General features: G+C 38.6%; 19 protein-coding genes. 11 read left to right on the top strand and 8 right to left on the bottom strand.

The genetic code is table 11. The features are described from left to right. The 4 genes from PN470_RS11805 to PN470_RS11790 form a co-directional block, all read left to right on the top strand. Positions 1–501: Rpn family recombination-promoting nuclease/putative transposase (locus PN470_RS11805; protein WP_272104580.1), on the top strand; the 501-nt coding region annotated here is incomplete at its 5' end. A 71-nt stretch (positions 502–572) separates the two neighbouring features. Then, positions 573–3,197 (top strand): alanine--tRNA ligase, encoded by a 2,625-nt coding sequence (alaS, locus tag PN470_RS11800; RefSeq protein WP_069474738.1) that lies wholly within the window; start codon positions 573–575, stop codon positions 3,195–3,197. A 70-nt stretch (positions 3,198–3,267) separates the two neighbouring features. Then, the gene (locus tag PN470_RS11795; protein ID WP_271937489.1) at positions 3,268–4,743 is read left to right on the top strand and encodes an AAA family ATPase; all 1,476 of its coding nucleotides are present in this window, start codon (positions 3,268–3,270) and stop codon (positions 4,741–4,743) included. Continuing rightward, on the top strand, positions 4,736–5,491 hold the full coding sequence (locus PN470_RS11790) for a hypothetical protein (protein ID WP_271937487.1): 756 nt from the start codon (positions 4,736–4,738) through the stop codon (positions 5,489–5,491). The genes PN470_RS11795 and PN470_RS11790 overlap by 8 nt, the downstream gene beginning before the upstream one ends. Before the next feature lie 369 nt (positions 5,492–5,860). On the opposite strand, the gene PN470_RS11785 is transcribed toward PN470_RS11790, so the two are convergent. Continuing rightward, positions 5,861–6,121, bottom strand: a complete 261-nt coding sequence (locus PN470_RS11785) for a hypothetical protein (protein WP_272104579.1) — start codon at positions 6,119–6,121, stop codon at positions 5,861–5,863. A 286-nt stretch (positions 6,122–6,407) separates the two neighbouring features. On the opposite strand from PN470_RS11785, the gene PN470_RS11780 reads away from it, so the two are divergent. The 3 genes from PN470_RS11780 to PN470_RS11770 are packed head-to-tail and all read left to right on the top strand — an operon-like array spanning position 6,408 to position 7,359. Beyond that, positions 6,408–6,710, top strand: coding sequence for a DUF433 domain-containing protein (locus tag PN470_RS11780; protein ID WP_046662013.1), 303 nt, complete (start codon positions 6,408–6,410; stop codon positions 6,708–6,710). 15 nt (positions 6,711–6,725) lie between these two features. Continuing rightward, positions 6,726–7,199 (top strand): PIN domain-containing protein, encoded by a 474-nt coding sequence (locus PN470_RS11775; protein ID WP_046662012.1) that lies wholly within the window; start codon positions 6,726–6,728, stop codon positions 7,197–7,199. Beyond that, positions 7,180–7,359, top strand: coding sequence for a hypothetical protein (locus tag PN470_RS11770; RefSeq protein WP_002747316.1), 180 nt, complete (start codon positions 7,180–7,182; stop codon positions 7,357–7,359). Before PN470_RS11775 ends, PN470_RS11770 begins: the two co-directional genes overlap by 20 nt. 70 nt (positions 7,360–7,429) lie before the next feature. Here PN470_RS11770 and PN470_RS11765 read toward each other — a convergent pair whose 3' ends face one another. From PN470_RS11765 to PN470_RS11750, 4 genes are all read right to left on the bottom strand, one after another. Then, entirely contained in the window at positions 7,430–8,158 is a 729-nt protein-coding gene (locus PN470_RS11765) for a DUF3368 domain-containing protein (protein ID WP_272104578.1), read from the bottom strand. 153 nt (positions 8,159–8,311) lie between these two features. After that, positions 8,312–8,638 carry a 2Fe-2S iron-sulfur cluster-binding protein gene (locus tag PN470_RS22170; RefSeq protein WP_334310435.1) on the bottom strand — a complete coding sequence of 109 codons (327 nt, stop codon included), beginning with the start codon at positions 8,636–8,638 and terminating at the stop codon, positions 8,312–8,314. Positions 8,639–9,584: 946 nt separating this feature from the next. Continuing rightward, the gene (locus PN470_RS11755; RefSeq protein WP_002795035.1) at positions 9,585–9,836 is read right to left on the bottom strand and encodes a hypothetical protein; all 252 of its coding nucleotides are present in this window, start codon (positions 9,834–9,836) and stop codon (positions 9,585–9,587) included. Positions 9,837–9,927: 91 nt separating this feature from the next. Beyond that, entirely contained in the window at positions 9,928–10,113 is a 186-nt protein-coding gene (locus PN470_RS11750; RefSeq protein WP_002754073.1) for a hypothetical protein, read from the bottom strand. 246 nt (positions 10,114–10,359) lie between these two features. Between PN470_RS11750 and PN470_RS11745 the strand changes: the two genes are divergently transcribed. From PN470_RS11745 to PN470_RS11735, 3 genes are all read left to right on the top strand, one after another. Further along, positions 10,360–11,709 (top strand): ATP-binding protein, encoded by a 1,350-nt coding sequence (locus PN470_RS11745; RefSeq protein WP_271937476.1) that lies wholly within the window; start codon positions 10,360–10,362, stop codon positions 11,707–11,709. Positions 11,710–12,212: 503 nt separating this feature from the next. Further along, positions 12,213–12,668: a DUF433 domain-containing protein gene (locus tag PN470_RS11740; protein ID WP_016516907.1), complete on the top strand. Its 456-nt coding sequence runs from the start codon at positions 12,213–12,215 to the stop codon at positions 12,666–12,668. Further along, positions 12,628–12,867, top strand: a complete 240-nt coding sequence (locus PN470_RS11735) for a hypothetical protein (RefSeq protein WP_016516906.1) — start codon at positions 12,628–12,630, stop codon at positions 12,865–12,867. Before PN470_RS11740 ends, PN470_RS11735 begins: the two co-directional genes overlap by 41 nt. A gap of 195 nt (positions 12,868–13,062) precedes the next feature. Here PN470_RS11735 and PN470_RS11730 read toward each other — a convergent pair whose 3' ends face one another. From PN470_RS11730 to PN470_RS11720, 3 genes are all read right to left on the bottom strand, one after another. Continuing rightward, positions 13,063–15,273: an FUSC family protein gene (locus tag PN470_RS11730; RefSeq protein WP_334310434.1), complete on the bottom strand. Its 2,211-nt coding sequence runs from the start codon at positions 15,271–15,273 to the stop codon at positions 13,063–13,065. A gap of 55 nt (positions 15,274–15,328) precedes the next feature. Continuing rightward, positions 15,329–15,505 carry a hypothetical protein gene (locus PN470_RS11725; protein WP_170915562.1) on the bottom strand — a complete coding sequence of 59 codons (177 nt, stop codon included), beginning with the start codon at positions 15,503–15,505 and terminating at the stop codon, positions 15,329–15,331. A 64-nt stretch (positions 15,506–15,569) separates the two neighbouring features. Further along, positions 15,570–17,102 carry an NHLP bacteriocin system secretion protein gene (locus PN470_RS11720; RefSeq protein WP_334310433.1) on the bottom strand — a complete coding sequence of 511 codons (1,533 nt, stop codon included), beginning with the start codon at positions 17,100–17,102 and terminating at the stop codon, positions 15,570–15,572. A 541-nt stretch (positions 17,103–17,643) separates the two neighbouring features. Here PN470_RS11720 and PN470_RS11715 point away from each other — a divergent pair. Further along, a partial coding sequence (locus PN470_RS11715; protein WP_272104581.1) for a DUF3782 domain-containing protein occupies positions 17,644–17,818 on the top strand: 175 nt, incomplete at its 3' end.

Below are 17,818 nucleotides of genomic sequence, written 5' to 3'. Positions count from 1 at the left end.
GTTTTAGAGGGATTTGGGGCAAAATTAGACCCAGAGTGGCCAGAAGGAGTCTATTTTCTTCCCTTGCTTTATCGCACGGCAATTATCGCTATTAATCAATTGCCTGTGACTGCTGAGACTCTCTGGTTAAGATTATTAGGACGGGGAAAAACGCAAAACCAAGCGGTGCGAGAATTGTTAGAATTACCTCAAGGTAATGCTTTCCGGGAAAATGTGCTGGAATTATTGATTAGTTGGCGGGTTAGTATGGAAATAAATAACATCCTAGAAACTGAGGATAGAGAGGTGTTTATGACCTTATCTCAAACCTATCAGGAATGGAAGGAAGCAACTAAACAGGAGGGACGACAGGAAGGAAAACTGGAAGGAAAACTAGAAGGAAAACTAGAAGGAAAACTGGAATCTATTCCCCGTTTGCTGGCTTTGGGTTTAAGTGTGGAACAAATCGCTCAAGCTTTGGATTTAGACTTAGAGCAGGTCCGACAAGCGGCGCGAGAGTAAAGGTGGAGAGTTAAAACGCAAAAATGCCACAATGGATAAAATAGGCATTTTCTGACTAACTGACATCTTCTATGAGTAACCACCTAAGCGGAAGCGAGATTCGCCAGCGATTTTTAGACTTTTTTGCGGCCAGAAACCATAAAATTCTCCCTAGTGCCTCTCTAGTACCAGAAGACCCCACAGTTTTGCTGACTATTGCGGGAATGCTCCCTTTTAAACCGATTTTCTTAGGGCAAAAGACCCCAGAATTTCCCCGCGCTACCACTTCTCAAAAATGTATTCGCACCAACGATATCGAAAATGTCGGCCGGACTGCTAGACATCATACTTTTTTTGAGATGTTGGGCAATTTTAGCTTTGGTGATTATTTTAAAGAACAAGCGATCGCCTGGGCCTGGGAATTGTCCACAGAAGTTTTTAACCTTCCCCCCGAAAGATTAGTCGTTAGTGTCTTTAAAGAGGATGAGGAAGCTTTCGCTATCTGGCGCGATAAAATCGGTATTCCTGCCCATCGTATCCAAAAAATGGGCGAAGCGGATAACTTTTGGGTATCGGGTCCCACGGGTCCCTGTGGTCCCTGTTCGGAAATTTACTACGATTTTCACCCGGAATTAGGGGATAAAACCATCGATTTAGAGGATGATAGCCGTTTTATCGAGTTTTATAACCTCGTCTTCATGCAGTATAACCGCGACGCAGACGGCAATCTGACACCCCTAGCGAATAAAAACATCGATACGGGGATGGGTTTGGAACGGATGGCGCAAATCCTGCAAAAAGTCGCCAATAACTACGAAACTGACCTAATTTTCCCGATTGTCGCTGAAGCGGCCCGGTTAGCAGCGATAGACTACCAGAAAGCGGACGAAAAAACGAAAGTTTCCCTAAAAGTCATCGGCGATCATGTGCGTTCGGTAGTACACATGATAGCGGATGGTATCTCAGCATCGAATACTGACAGAGGTTACGTCCTGCGTCGTCTGATTCGGAGAGTAGTACGGCACGGGCGTTTAATCGGTATTGAAGGTCAATTTATCACCAAAGTGGCGGAAGTAGCGATCGCTCTTTCCGAGTCCGTCTATGGCAATGTTCGGGAACGAGAAACGGTGATCAAGGCAGAATTAGAGCGAGAGGAAGCGAGATTTTTAGAAACCCTAGAAAGAGGCGAGAAACTGCTCGAATCGATTCTAGAAAAAGAAAAAAGCCAGATTTCGGGAGTCGATGCTTTTACCCTTTATGATACCTATGGCTTCCCCCTGGAACTGACTCAAGAAATCGCCGAGGAGCAGGGTTTAAGCGTCGATACGGCGGGTTTCGAGCAGGAAATGAAAAAACAGCAGCAAAGATCAAAAGCCGCCCACGAAACCATAGATTTGACGGTACAGGGTAGTTTAGATAAGCTGGCAGAACATATTCACCCGACGGAATTTCTCGGTTATACGGATTTGCAAGCAACCGCAACAGTAACGGCGGTTTTAGTCGCTGGTAAAACGGTGGAATCGGCCGCAGCAGGCACTGAGGTGCAGATAGTTCTCGATAAAACCCCTTTTTATGCCGAATCGGGTGGACAAATCGGTGATAAGGGTTATTTAACTGGCGATAATCTGCTTATCCGCGTTGAGGATGTGCAGAAAGAATCGGGGATTTTTATCCATTTTGGTCGGATTGAGCGGGGAATTGTCACCACCGGCGATACAATTAATGCTCAGATTGACCGTTCCTGTCGTCGTCGCGCTCAAGCTAATCATACCGCTACCCATCTGCTACAATCGGCCTTGAAAAAGCTTGTCGATGGGGGGATTTCCCAAGCAGGTTCCCTCGTCAGTTTTGAGCGCCTCCGTTTTGATTTTAACTGTCCTCGTCCCCTGACTAACTCTGAATTGCAACAGGTGGAAGAACAGATTAACACTTGGATTGCCGAAGCGCATGACACCCAGATAGCGGTGATGGGATTGGAAGAAGCGAAGCAAAAGGGAGCTATTGCTATGTTTGGCGAGAAATACGGCTCAGAAGTGCGAGTTATCGATATTCCTAGCGTTTCTATGGAATTATGCGGGGGAACTCACGTTAAAAATACCGCCGAGATCGGTTTATTTAAAATCATCTCCGAGACGGGAATCGCCGCAGGAATTCGTCGCATCGAAGCGGTGGCTGGCCCCGCCGTGTTAGCATACCTGAATGAACGGGATCAGGTGGTGCGGGATCTGTGCGATCGCTTTAAGGTCAAACCTCTGGAAATTCCCGATCGCATTACGGCCCTACAATCAGAGTTAAAGGGGACACAAAAGCAGTTAGAAGCGGTTAAACAGGAGTTAGCACTAAATAAATCGGATGCTTTGCTATCTCAAGCTGAATCTATCGGCGAATTTAAGCTATTAGTCGCTTCTTTGGGCGATATTGATGCTAATGCTTTGATGGCTGCAGCCGAAAGACTACAGCAAAAATTAGGGGAAGGGGCAGTGATTTTGGCCTCGACTCCCGCAGCTGATAAAGTGAGTTTAGTGGCCGCTTTTAGTCCCCGGGTGATTAAAGATAAGGGTTTACAAGCGGGTAAATTTATCGGTGCGATCGCTAAAATCTGCGCCGGTGGTGGTGGTGGTCGTCCCAATTTAGCTCAAGCTGGGGGACGGGATGCTAGTAAGTTAAGCGAAGCTTTAGCTAAGGCCAAAAGTCAGTTAACTAGCAGTTTACAATAGTGTTAAGGGTGGGCATTTTGTCCACCTTTAAAAAATTAGTTATTCTCTCGGTGTGATTGGTAAAAATAATATGGAACTACTGATCAAGAATTTGGGATCAATTAGAAATAATAATCAAGCTATAGATTTAACCAAGAAGTTTTATACTTTTATTGGTTACAATAATAGTGGCAAAACCCTAGTTTCTCAGCTTTTATGGACAATTTTTAATCATGACAATATTAGAAAGTTTTCCGAAAATACCGAAATTGATTCTTTAGTAGTTGACTCGGAAAAACCTATTAAAAAAATTACGATCAATCAAGAATTAATCGATGAGATTCTCAATAAATTTAGCCGATTTATTGAAAAAGAAGTTGTTAATACTTATAATCTTGATGCCAGTATTAAAGAAACGATTATTAGTTCCAATAAATTAATTTTTCAAGCGGATATTAAAGAATTTAAAGAGACGAAATTTAAAACAACTTTTTCGGTTCGTGTTGCAGGAAATAATGATCTGGAGTATTTACAGATTAGCAAGCGCAAAGGTAGCCTAACAATAAATATAAAAGAGAATAATATCCCTGAGAAAGTATTTGATCAAATACCCAGAGACTTGTTTGAGAGAGCTAAACCATACAAGGAATCAGTAATTATTCCGTCAATAATAAGAGTGCTTTTGTCTCCGATACAAGATACTTTTTTTATCCCCGCTAGTCGTAGCTTTTTTCCTGTTTTCTACCAGTATATTTATGAGATAGAAAGAAATAAAAGAAGTGAGTATAATCGTCTATTTTTAGAATTAATAGAAAATATTGATGATGATAGTGATAATAATCGGGATATATTCAAACGTCTTCAAGAACAATTACCCAAAAGGTCTTATACAGAACCAATGAATAAGGTGATTGAGTCGCTTTATTCTCTCAATACCAAGAAAAAAATTAATTCAGTTTATAATTCTCTGATTGAAAAGATGATCGGATTAATGGGAGGAGAAATCACCATTTCTAGTCTAGAATCGATCGCACCTATTCAATTTTCTTTTAAATTCGATGAAAGCAAAGATTTACCTATGTATCTAGCTTCATCTTCAGTCAATCAGTTGACTATCTTGTATCTTTATCTCAAATATTGGGCCAAGGAAAAAAACAATTTTTTGATGATAGATGAACCAGAGGTTAATTTGCATCCCGAAAATCAAATTCGCTTAATGGATATTTTAGTTCAATTTGTCACCGAGCATAATAATCGGGTTTTGATCACCACCCATAGCCCAATTTTAACCGATATTCTCAACAATTATGTTTATCTTCATACCTTAAAAAGTTATGGTGTTGATGTCACAAAAATTATTGAAGATAATCAATTAAAAAATTTAAATCCTGAAATTTCACTTGCTAAAGAAGACTTAGGGGTTTACTTTTTCACGGGTGATAAAATTATTGATTATGGAACCAGTCAATATGGTGTTTATTTTCGTAATTTTACAGAAGTTATCAACTCTGTGCAGAAATCTGGAGAAATTTTAACCAATCATATCTATTTAGCAGAGAATGAGTAAGTCTAACTCAAAAAAAGAAATATTTTCCCTTAGACAAGAGTTTCACCAAGCTTTAGAAAAACAGGGTTTTATTCAAGAAATATCCCTTAGTCAGGATGAGTATATTGAAATTCAAGAAACAAATAAGAGCGATTTAAAGAAAGTAGTTATTAATCACTTACAGTTATCGTCTAAAAATGACAAAAATATATCTACAGAAGTAGATAAAATCTGGGTTATCAATTTAGAAAAAGAGATACCCGGTATCTCTGCTTCCGGCAAAACCCCTGAAAAAGCTATATTAGTTTTACAGAGAAAAGTCGATGATGGGGGTAAAATTCTCAATTATCATCTGCAAATTTGTTTAATTGAACTCAAAGCATCCCTACAGGCAAAAAAAGACAAAGAAAGCACATTAAAGCAGATTGCTGGTAAATTTCAAAGCGGGATGAATAGAATCTATATGCTTCTGACTCTCAATAATCATGCTAATCCCCAGAAAAACTATCAAAATGTACAAATATTTGTGCAATTCAGAGGAATTATTCTTTATAATCGCAACGAAATTAGTGATATTGCCAAAGAAAATGAGCGAGACTATAATTCGAGCGAGAGTACCTTATATAAAATTCTCTCTCAATCTACAGAATCAAATTTATTAACCCTAGAAACCCTATTAGAAGAACGAGATAAAATCGTCGTTAGGTTTATCCAAAATCCCAATCAAACTCAAAATTATATCACCATAAAACTAGAAGATTCACTCTGAATAATGGACTGGCGATAAAGTATATCAGGATGGATATTTTTTTACCGTTGAAAAGAGTTAATTAGATTTAATTTACTGATCCAATTAAAATCATCAATATTGCGAGTTACAATTGTTAAATTATAAACGAAAGCTGTTCCTGCAATAATGGCATCTCCTAAGGACATCTTTCTGATTTGTTTTAAAGTTACTGCTTGTAAAAAATTCTTCAAAATAGACTTTATCCTGATGAGTTAACCGATAGTAACCTAAAACTTCCAGATAAGATAAAGCAGATACATAAGGAGAATTTTCTGCAATAAACTCCCTGAGAAACTCATTTTCCAATTGAGCGGCATAGATAATAATATTGCTATCTAATAACATGATTTAATCCCGATTAGGAAGAGAGCGATCGCAACGATTTTGTTGTTGCCACTGTTGGGTATCAACAGCAGTAAAAGTATTATTGTTAGCAATTTTTTTCAAAGCATTGGCCATTTTTTGACCGTTAGATCGATTTTCACCAATGATATTTTCTTCTAATAATGTAATATAAACATTAACAGGATATTCGGAGTTGATTTCAGGGGTTTCATTAAGCCATTGAAGGGTATTATTTTTCAAAATTGCTTTAAAGGTTTTTAGCATAGTTTTCTCCACCCTTAAATGATACAGGATAAATGATTCAGACTAGCCCTAACCCAATTTTAACACAAGACCAACCCAACAAACTGCCTTGCCTCAATCTTTTAAATTAACGTCTTTGGATCATTTCATCAATAGACAATAAATAAGGCGCATTATAATTTGTTAATGCACCCTAAAAAAATCAGCGTGCTGCTTTGCGAATATCTTCGAGATCGCAGTGATGTTGCCTTACTGGGGAAAAAATGGTATAATAACAAGGATTGATTGATCTTATTGGCAAGTAATTATGTCATCTTTAGTTATCTCACAACATATTGAAATCACTTCTGGTATCTGTGGCGGAAAACCTCGTATTGCTGGACATCGAATTAAAGTTCAAGATATTGTAATTTGGCATGAAAGAATGGGAATGTCACCAGATGAAATTATTTATCACCATCCTACTATCACCCTAGCAGATGTTTATGCGGCCTTGGCCTATTACCATGACAATCGAGAAGAAATTAGACGACAACTTGAAGCAGGAGAAACTTTTGCTAAACAACTACAAGGCAACAAACCATCTTTAATTGAGAAAATATTAAATTGACGAGCTAAAATCGTTATGAAACAACTTAGAATTTATATCGATACATCAGTCATTGGAGGCTGTTTAGATGATGAATTTTCCTTAGAGTCCAATCAATTGATGGAAGCCATTAAGCAAGAAAAGTTTATTTTGTTAATGAGTGATATCATTGTTAGCGAATTAATTAATGCCCCCCAAGCGGTTAAAGATATTTTATTATCGATTCCGCAGAGAGTTATTGAAGTAGTTAAGATAACACCTGAAGTTTTACAGTTAAGGGATGCTTATATCAATGAAGGAGTTGTTACATCAAAGTCTATTAATGATGCTACTCATGTAGCGGCTGCTACAATAGCTAGAGCGGATGCAATCATATCATGGAATTTTAAACATATTGTGCGCCTAGATAAAATGAAAGGCTATAATCAAATTAATTTACTTAATGGCTACGGGATTTTGACTATTATTTCTCCTTTAGAGGTAACAATTGATGAAGCCAACGACAATTAAAAAAAGTTTTGACTGTTTAGCTTTTAAACAAACCAGTCAAGAAAAAATGGCTGAAGACATGAAAAATCTCAGCTATTCAGATCAGATTGAATATCTTCAAAAAAAGATTAATGAAAGTGATTTAAAGTTATGGTGGGAATCCATCAATAACAAGAAATAAGGCGCATTATACTCTGTTAATGCACCCGACAAAATAAGCGTGCTGCTACGCAGTGCCTTCAGTATCACACTCAGTCTCCAAAAATGCTCTCAAATATCTCACGCTTGACTCTAAAGTTAATTTCTCTAAGTCTTTGATAAAAACTCTCCAAATTTTCAATTTCTATCTTTCCTTCTTTGAGAAGTTTACGAATAATCGCTAAAGTTCCTTTAACATTTAAGCCTAAGCGTAGTGCTTCTTTTCTTGCTGCAAAGTCATCAAGGATGATATAATCAGTTTGTAATTCTATTCCTAAAGTAATGGCATCAGATTCACCTTTCCCTAAACGTTCATTTAAACTATTTGCTAGAGAGATTAATTTAATATTTAGGATAATTAATTTCTGTTGATTGATCAGCTTATTAAGAGTCTCTGAAGATTGATCTTGTTTGGCATTAATTTCCTGTTGTACGGTTGCAGGCAAATAAAAATTATCATTAGAATCTAGGGATTTTTCTAAAAATCCTAACTGAGACAAAAAGATTAAAGGGTAAGAATTGAAAACAATTTTCATAGAGATTACCATTTTTTTTTCTCTATCTATGTCTCCTGTAGTAAGATAAGAAAAATCGATTCCCATTAATTCTAAAATTTTCAAGAACATTTCTGTATCCATTTCCATGATTTCTGCGGCTTTATGAAGACTGATGATGCGAGAAACTAAAGCACCCACCACAAAAATAAATTGTTCTTTTTGTTCAATATTATCAAATAATTGTATTTCGGCGGCAATTTCTTGAAAAGTAATCGAAGTATTCATTGTCTTGCTAAGTTTCATCAATTAAGACATATCTAACTTAATTTTAACGCAAAATCAACCCAACAAACTGCCCTTATCTCAATCTTTTAAATTATAGACAACAAATAAGGTGCATTAACAAAGTATAATGCACCCGATAAAAAAGCGATCGCACTAATAAAGATCTTCTTCTTTATCAGTTTCAATGACACAATTAGAAGTAGGATAAGCAACACAAAGCAATACATAACCATCGTCTATTTGATCATCATCTAAGAAAGATTGATCTGATTGATCTACACTACCAGAAACGATCTTACCAGCACAGGTAGGACAAGCACCGCAACGACAATCAAAGGGAATCACTATTCCTTTTTTCTTCGCCGCATTTAAGATAAACTCATCATCAGGAACCTGGATGGTATATTCTCCGCTTGGAGTTTTTAAAGTTACTTCATAGGAATTAGTAGTATTATAACTACTGCTTGTTGAAGAATCCATTTTATCTAGTTGCTCTAAAGCAGTTGCATACTCTATATAAGTGTTCAGAAGATTACCAAAAGCTGCGGCAGGACGATCAAAAGCCTGGTAATGTATTATAATATCAGACTTGCCCCCAGATAAAGCCCTCGCATATTTATTCATAAAAATCTTGTTAAAAGACAACAGTGCAAGTTTTTCTGAAAAACTAAAACTATTTTTACTGCTTTTACTGCGTTCTATTGATGACTGAAAATTTGAGTATTCTTTTAACTTTAAACCTAATGAGGCAGGAAACGCCCAGTGAGAAGAAATGATGTATATTGAATCAATATCACTCCAAGGAATACTCCAAAATATACCACCTCCTGATCGATGGGCAATAAACTCATTATTTGTTAATGTATAGCTAATAGGGTAATTTTTCTTGAAGTTTTTCGGGTGGATGAATAAGATCCAAACACTAAGTCCAATAAATATAAGTCCAATCCCAAAAATCAAAGTTAACAAACCAAACCCAAGAAAGCAATAAATAATAAACTTTTGGAATCCTTTAGGTGTAACATTTTCAGGCTTTATTGTTGTTATTGTTGTATCGTTCATTGCTGACCTCAAAGATTTTCTAGAAATTAAACGACTTTCTCTGGCAGTTCTCACACCTGTGTGGCACACTTAAACATCTGCCGATTAAGCTTTTTAACATCTATAATGTACCTCTTTCAAACAGAAAACGCTATAGTATAAAACTGCTTAATTACCAAGCAAGAGAAAAAATGGTAAATGAGCAAAAAAGTTAGGCTCTTCTAGAGTAGTTATGATATATTAGCATAAAATAGTTCACGCAAGCCTTGCCAAGTAAGGCTCACCAGAATTAAAAAAAGCAATTTTAATAAAAAAAGCTTTTTGCTTTGTTGGATTCTAGGCTATTAATTTGCTATAACCAGTCTAGGAGAGCCAAAAGTTATTACTATGACTCTAAATCAATGTCTTCATTGCCATCCTCAGATTCATCTCCATTGATAGCTTTTTTGACTAAACCAAGACTTAAACCACCTGCTCCTTTAGCAAGGTTTCTCACTCCATTTTCTACAAGTTCTTCATCTTCAGTAACCATACCTACAACCGCTTGTCCACCACCATAAAGAATGCGACCTGAATTTTTTATTATTCCCCAACCCAAGTCACTTAAAAGTTCTGTTCCCGCTTTGATTATACTCATGATTGCATTACCTCTATTAATTGATGATTAAGATGTTCAGTATCTAAATAAAGCCTTTCTACCTAAAAAAGTACCGACTTAATTTTCAAATCTACCCCCCCGAATACTTGATACCAACTTGACTTAAAATCTGAACCACTTTACTCGCATCATAACTGGGGACTTCTATCTGATCCCCTGAAATTGAGGCATTTGAACCCAATGAACCGACGATTTTTGCCTTAGCTTCTGATTTTTTAGAATCGAGCGCATATTTGTCTAAAACGAACTTCGTCATAAAATACCTACGTTAAACTGAGACATAAGCAATAATACTTAGAACTAGCGTCGCTGAGTTAGATATGGTTAGTTTTAGGTCTGTTTTGCTTAACTACATTCCATCATGCCAAACGCTTCCAAAAAGTGACAACCCCTAAACATCGGATTTTATCGGGAGTTTTGTCGGGTAAATTTTTCTGAAAATTGGAAAAAGTGGGATTTAGTTGGGCTATAATACCCAAAAGTCTTTTGCTGTGTCGATTGTATGAATATCACGGAAGTTTTACAACTGATTGACGAACGCCTTATTGAGCGAGATAAAAAGCCGCTAAATACTATCCAGAAGGCTATTTTTGAAGGGAGTTGGCAAGGACAGAGTTATCAAGAAATAGGTAACGAATATCACCGCAGTGAGAGTCATATTAGAGAGGAAGGCGCTAAATTATGGAAGCTTTTATCGGAGGTTTTAGAAAAAGATATAAAAAAATCTACTTCCCGTTCTGTCTTAGAAAGAGTGTATATTAAATCATTAAAAAATTCTAATATTTATAGTATTAATGGCAATAATAATAATCTTTGTCCTACAGAAAATACAAGATTGTATAACGAAAATGACTTAAATAGTAATAATAACTCTCAATCTGAATCAATCTATCATGATCTAACCCTTGCTCCCCAAATTATTGACTTTTATGATCGAGAAAATGAACTGGCAACAATCTCGAACTGGGTGTTTAAGCAAAATACTCGCTTAATTGCCGTTTTGGGATTATGGGGAATAGGAAAAACCACCCTAGTTAAACGATTTATTGATCTCAATTTAGAACAATTTGAAGTGGTGATTTGGAAAAGTTTAAAATTTCCTAAGTCTTTAGATTTATGGCTAAATGATTTATTGAATACTTGCCAAAAAGAACCGAAGGAAAGCACCGATAATAAAATCCAGGAATTGTTAGAAGTTCTAAGCAATCATAAATGTTTAATCGTCTTAGATGATTTTCAAAATCTTTTTGCTGTTGGTCAAATGGCGGGTAATTATCAACCTGAATATAGCAGTTATCAACATTTTTTAAAACTGATTGCAGAAATCCAACACCAGAGCCATTTTATTCTCATTAGTCAAGAAAAATCGGCAGAAATGAACTATCTTAATCAAGAAAATTCTCCTATTCAATGCTTAGAATTATCAGGATTTGAAGCCATTGATTTTCTTAAAAATAAAGGTTTACAAGATGGAGAAAGATGGTTAGAATTAATTCAATTATACGAAGGTAATCCTTTTTATTTAACCGATATTGCCGTTTTGATTAAAGATGTTTTTGATGGCAAGGTTAACGATTTCTTGGCAGAAAATAGCTTAGTTATTACAAAAAAAATGCAGTCTCATTTAAAACAAATTTTTGGTCGCTGTTCTCCCCTTGCTCAACAAATCGCCTTAGAATTAAGTAAAGTTGATCAACCTTTATCTAGAGAGGAGTTAAAAAATAACCTAGATTTATCTGCCAGTGATTTAATCAATGGTTTACAATCCTTGCAACAACGTTATTTAATTCAAAGGGAGCAAAACCGATTTCAATTATCATCTATTTTTAAAGCGTATATCAAAAGCGATTGATTGTAATATTTTTTAGAGGAGATCGAGTCCGAAAAAGAACCCTTCCAACCTCTTAAACTGATTGGTAACAATTAGAGGCAATCAGCGATATTGATAGCGATGTGTGAGATTATTCTTGAGATAATAAATGGCTGGTTATAATTAAATTAAAAATGGATTTTAAGTTCGATCCCCCCTTAGTCCCGAGGGTTGATTCATTTAAATTAAGTATAGCTGATTTTGAGTCAATAAATTTGATCGAGGATTCTCAAGTTTATCTTTTTCGGCTCTTCGTTACTTGGTATGGTTCGATAGGGGGGCATAAATCGACTAAATCCTTATCTGGCAAAAGACTTAATTGATGAGTTCGCTCTAGATCAAAAACAATTGACAAAAATCGCCAAATGTTTTTCTAAATAAGGGTTACATCTCTTATAACCCCAGTCTATTGCATAACACAAACCGAAGAACCCTGATTCTTTGTATAATTAATTCCTATAAGTGGATTCTAAGGAGCTAAGGGAATGACCTGGACGGCAAACCAACAAGCGAAAATTATCCGTACAGAGCCTGGGCTGACGATCGCTGGCACGCGCACTAGCCTTTATGCTGTGATCGATCTCCTAAAAGCCGATTATCCTCCTAAACTGATTCGTGACACATTTAACCTCACGGACGCGCAAATTGACGCAGCTTTGTCCTATATTGAGGCAAACCAAGCTCAGGTCGAGGTTGAATATCAAGAGGTTCTTCAGAATAGGGAAGAAATTCGCCAGTACTGGGAAGATCGTAACCGTGAACGCTTTGCTCGAATTGCAGCAATGCCACATAAACCAGGGCAAGAAGCGTTTTGGGCGAAGCTTGAGGAGCAGAGAGCGAAACGTGCTGCACAAAAACAATATAAAATGCAATCATGCTTAGAGAATAGGGAAAGTTGCCATGATTACTCAAACAATGGTACAACCTTCTTCTTGGATTGAAGGAGGTATTAAGCTCCAAAAGATTCGTGGACTCAACCTGTTCAAATTTACCGATGACCTCCAAATACGACTTGAAACATTGGTTGATCGGCAAAAGGCTAACCTGCTCACCCCAGAAGAAACTGCCGAGTTGGCTGGTATTACTGAGCTAGATCGAATCTTCACCCTAATGAACGCTCGCATTATTGCCGAGTCATGACTATCAGCATTAAGAGTCGTCAGCGCATACGTGAGCGTGCCAATTGTTTGTGTGAATATTGTCATTTAATCGATCGATATGGCAGCATAACACTCCAATGGTAGGCACTTTTTGAGGGAAAAAAGTCTAAAAGTCTTATCCAACAAGGTTTTTAGATTTATTCAGTCAACCCTACCTAAAAACGTAGCAGCTTACCTATTGGGTGTAGGCAGGTAAGTCTTGACTCATTTGATTTAAGTTGCTGGCAATGGCTTTCATCGTCATAAAAGCCGAGCTAAAGGCGATTAGCTCATTTAAGGGATAACTTCGACTCTCAACCCGCAAGCTCAGTAACTGCTTCTCAAGAGATTCAATTTCTTGGATGAGCAATCCTAACTTTGGTGGGTTGAGAATTACCTGGGCAGCGATCGCCTCAGCCATTTGATCAAAAGCGATCGCAGTCTTTTTTGCAATCGCTTGTAATTCAGGTAAAAACTTTTGTCGTATCGGTTCAGGAAGCGGTTGCTGTAGCCCATCTTGTAAAGCATCCAGTTGAGCCGAGAGTTTTTGTTCGTAGCCGATGGAGAAATTCCAAAAATTTTTGTTTTTAGTTGCTAAAACTGTGGAAATTTGTTCGAGACTGGCAATCTTAACCGAGGCTGGATGTTGGGCGATCGCCACTGTGATGGCCTGCTTCAGTTGGGCGATATCTGACGGTGGTATCGTATCCTGAAAATAGCCTGACAGCAGTTTTTGATATAGCTGTCCCATTTTCTTAAAAGTCACAGAAAAATCTGTTTCCAGTTGGTTTGTAGCCGATTTTGTCATAAATACAGTGGTCAGCAACACCCCCAGAAACGCGCCTACGGGAACTGAAATCAGTGCGGCCCAAATTCCTTGCTCGAAAAAAGGAAAAATATCCTTCCCGATGGCATCGGCTGCTACAATCGCACCGATGCGAGCGATCGGCGTAAACCCCAGCCAAGCACAACTGAAGTAGGCGAAAAAATAAGCCAGACTGCTACTAAAAGGATTATAACCAAAGGACTTGACCAACAAGTAAATACAGAGAATCGTCAAACTCAAGGAAACAGTGGCTGCCCAACCGATCGCGATCGCTCGACCCCTTGTCGGTTGAATGACAGTGACCACTGCACCTATTATCACAATATCTGCCACTTTTTCGTAAGCAGAAGGATAGGGAAACTCGATGTGACGAATAATAGCCAGTAACAAACCAATAACCAGGCCAAGACTGACAATTTCTCTCAGGCGTTTTAGGGATATAGGGGCCCATTTGGGAAAGGTAATCAGGTGTCTTCGCCTGAAAGTTGCAGTTACTTTGGTTTTATCGATTATCCTGCCTCCTAATCCCTCGCATTGTTGGATAAATCGAGATACAAGTTGAATAAATTGATAAAACTGTAGTGATTCTTGAACATCATACCGGTCAATCTCTCCACTTGTTCGGAGATGATCAAGTTTACCCCCAATATTCGCTAAATCTTCTTCTAATTCTGTCAGGTAAGGGGTAGCTAAGATTTTTTTGGCGTTACTCAGATCCCTCAAGCTATCAAAGCTGTCGGTAAGATGAGTCGCCAATTGGTGAAATTCCGCCCTGAACTGACCCACTAAATTTTGTTCATGCTTTTCGCCCTTAAAAGCCATCAGATCAGCTAATTGTCGAGTCAATTGGTTCTGAATTGCCAAGATTTCACTCCAATTTTCTGCCACCAATATCTCACTACCGAATTCATGGGTTGCTTTTGTGAGCATTGAAAGGCTAGTTTGTGTTGATTTTTTAATCTGATTGAGTAAGTTAAGCTCGTTCTGCTCAATAGAAAGAGAATAATCCCGCTCCTCGACCTCAGTTTTTAAGTGGCGATCGAGGATTTTTTGGAACAAGTGCGGTATATCTTGAAGGATTCCCATCAAGTTCCGGTTGAGATCGGATCGAGTATTCTGGGGCCAAAATAGTAAGGCCACAGCAATTCCCACAGCGATTCCGATCCAGTTATCGATCAGGCGCGACCGCAAATAGAGCCAGATATCTTGTTGTGCTGATGTTCCTACCACTCTCATGGCAATTAAAGCGCCCAGTAGTGTGGCTTGGGAATAAGCGGCTTGCCATCGGTAAGTTTCACAGATCAGGGCGGCTAAAATGTAGGTGAGAGAGGGAATGACAAAAAAACTTGAGCCTTGGATTCCGTAGGCGTTCACCAGGATAGCGGCAATGATTCCCCCCAAAGCACTTCCCCCCAAACGCCCCAAACCTGCCGCGATCGCACCTCCCATGGATGGCTCAATCAGTACAGATACATACCCAAAGACGGGATAGACAAAGTTGTCTAATACATTTCCTCGGTGCCAAAAGAAACTCGTTAAGAGAGCAGCACCCAGGGAAAACTTCAATCCCTGTCTGATCATTAGCCCGTTTTTACTGTCCAAGGTATCTCTATATCCTTTTTCGGCTTACTCATTGTTACTCATTAATCGCTCGCTCAATCCCATATAAAATTAGTGCCAAAAACGTCACCAACCAAAACCAAAGCTGAGGAGGCTCACTATGGATCAAGATTACTAAGACAAACGCTGCGGCAATAATCCACCACTTAAACCACCAAGTCCACCATTGAGAACGTCTTTTCGGATTTTCCATATTAGGTTTAACCGTTTATTCTAGTCGTTGTTTCTTTCAGCTACTTACGCTCGCAAGATTGTGGTTAACGATCGTACACCCCTGTAATCCAGCGAAAAGCAGGGGTTATGTAACTCACTAAAGAACGCTCTTCTACCACAGCATGGACATCTGCGGTAGTCCCGTTGGTAATTCTTTGGGGCGCTCCCTTGGCTTGAGTCCAGTAAAAACCACTCGGTGTATTGCGATCGACCTTCAGCGCTAAAGTGGCTTTGATAACACTTGCATTGACGGGTATAGGCTTATCGCGATCGTCTTCATCTCTACCCAGAAACAGCTTGCTGGCGAGTTCATGACTTCCGACTATATTTGCTAGTTCTGCCACAGTTACCGGCTGCTGATCGACGGTAATTACCTTAGCAACGATACCCCCATAGCGTTCGCGATCATAGAGATCGGGAACGACTTCTACTTCCTGGCCCGGTTCTAATCGTTTGGCATCACCGCTCTTAAACAAGGCCACCACGTTGGTCTTGGCCTTTAGATTGGAGACTTCTAACGTACCTATGCGCCCCCCCGGAGCCAGGACTTCCCCCGGATTAACAGATAAGTCTAAAATCTGGCCGTTGTACAGACTCACTACATTTTTGTTGGCTTGAATAGTGGTTCTTAACGTATTAATCTCTCGTTGCTGGTCAGCGATCGCATTGTAACGAAGAATATCACTGGCTGTATCTTGCAGGTCTATTTGCCGTTTTTCCGTGTTTAGTATATTATTCTGTGCCGTCAATGCGTTCATCTGCGCTCGCAGGCTTTCATCAACCCCCTTCAGGCGATCAAGTTCTATTTGGACGCGATTGATACTATTAGAAGCCTCTAGATTATTGAACTGAAACAAATAGGAGGGAAAATCTAGCTTGGCGACAGCCCCCTCTTCGATAAGTTTATCGTAGGCGGCTAGTCTTTCATCCGTTGAGTTCTGGAAATTTTTAAGATATCGAGCATGGGAGAGATAGGCTTCTCGCTGTTTTTGATTACTGGATAATTGAACTTGAAGTGCTTTAATCTGAAGCTGATTGGCCTTTTGCTGGCGATCTATTGAGGCTGCATTCAATTGGCGACGACTCACTTCAATAGAGTCAACTCTTTTATCCTGCTGCTTGAGATCTGCTAGTCTATCCTTTTTATCTTTTAATTCTGTTTCTAATTCAGGAAACTCTAAAGTTGCCAGTAACTGCCCTTTTTTGACAGAATCTCCCGGTTGAATCAGGAGGGTTAACACCCGCCCACCTTGACGGGGTTCGATATTAACAATAGAACGAGGAATCAAAATGACCGCTCGTCCTTGAACAGGAGTCGGAATCTTACCAACTATCGCCCAATAACTCAGTCCTCCGAGCAAAAGACCCACCGGCATTAAGCGCAGGATTATCTCCCCTAATCTTCCTGTTGGCTCCGAATATTTAAACGGTTTTTCCGAATCAATTTTAGGATCAATTCCCGTTTTTATTTGATTATCATTCTGATGTTCTATCCTAGCCTGCGTTGTTTTCTTCGCACCCATATCTGGATGCTGATGATTCTGATCAGACATAGATTCGGCTTGATTTTTTGCCATTGTAATGAGTAAAAATCACTTAACTTGTAACATGATAAACATTCAGAGGATACTACTTTAGATTAGGAAAATCCTCTGAAAAAATCGCTCAAGCTATTTTTGAGATAGGATGACTAGGGTACCTCGAAAGACTTACCGAAGGCTCAAACCCTTAAAATTTCCTGTAAGAAACCTAATAAAGTATTACTCTTGATGTGACCTAAAACAACCTAATTAGGGATCAAGTGTTTGAGTCCAACACTCCGACTAGAGAGATAATCTATCGAACGAGTTTACACCATTCTAGCTTCTAACTTACATAAGGCGTATAGTTCCATTGTAACCCTTCAGGGGGGGGATGTCAAGCCGCCAGTGGCATTGACTCTGTGGAAGGACTCTCCAGGGGCAGCACCGAGATGGATACTACTCTTTCACATTAGCCGCTCTTTTCCACGTCTTTTTAGATTACTAGATTTTGTCCCCCCTGAACGGTTACTTCAAGGGAGAAAAAGCGATCGGGCTATAATAGAGAAAATTTCATTTTAACTTAAGAAAATTCATTATGACAGCCACTATTGAAGAGATTCGGGCAATAATAAAGCAATTAGCTCAATCCCAACAAGAGTTATCCCAAGCTCAAAAAGAAACAGATAAGCAAATTAACAGAGTTAGTAAGCAGATTGGGGAGTTGGGCAATCGTTTAGGAGAGTTTGTCGAGTGGCAAGTACGTCCTGCGG

It is taken from the genome of Microcystis sp. CS-574, assembly GCF_028329095.1.
Lineage (GTDB): Bacteria > Cyanobacteriota > Cyanobacteriia > Cyanobacteriales > Microcystaceae > Microcystis > Microcystis ichthyoblabe_A.
Note: the sequence above shows the minus strand (reverse complement) of the source record. Positions and strands in the feature narration are given on the sequence as shown.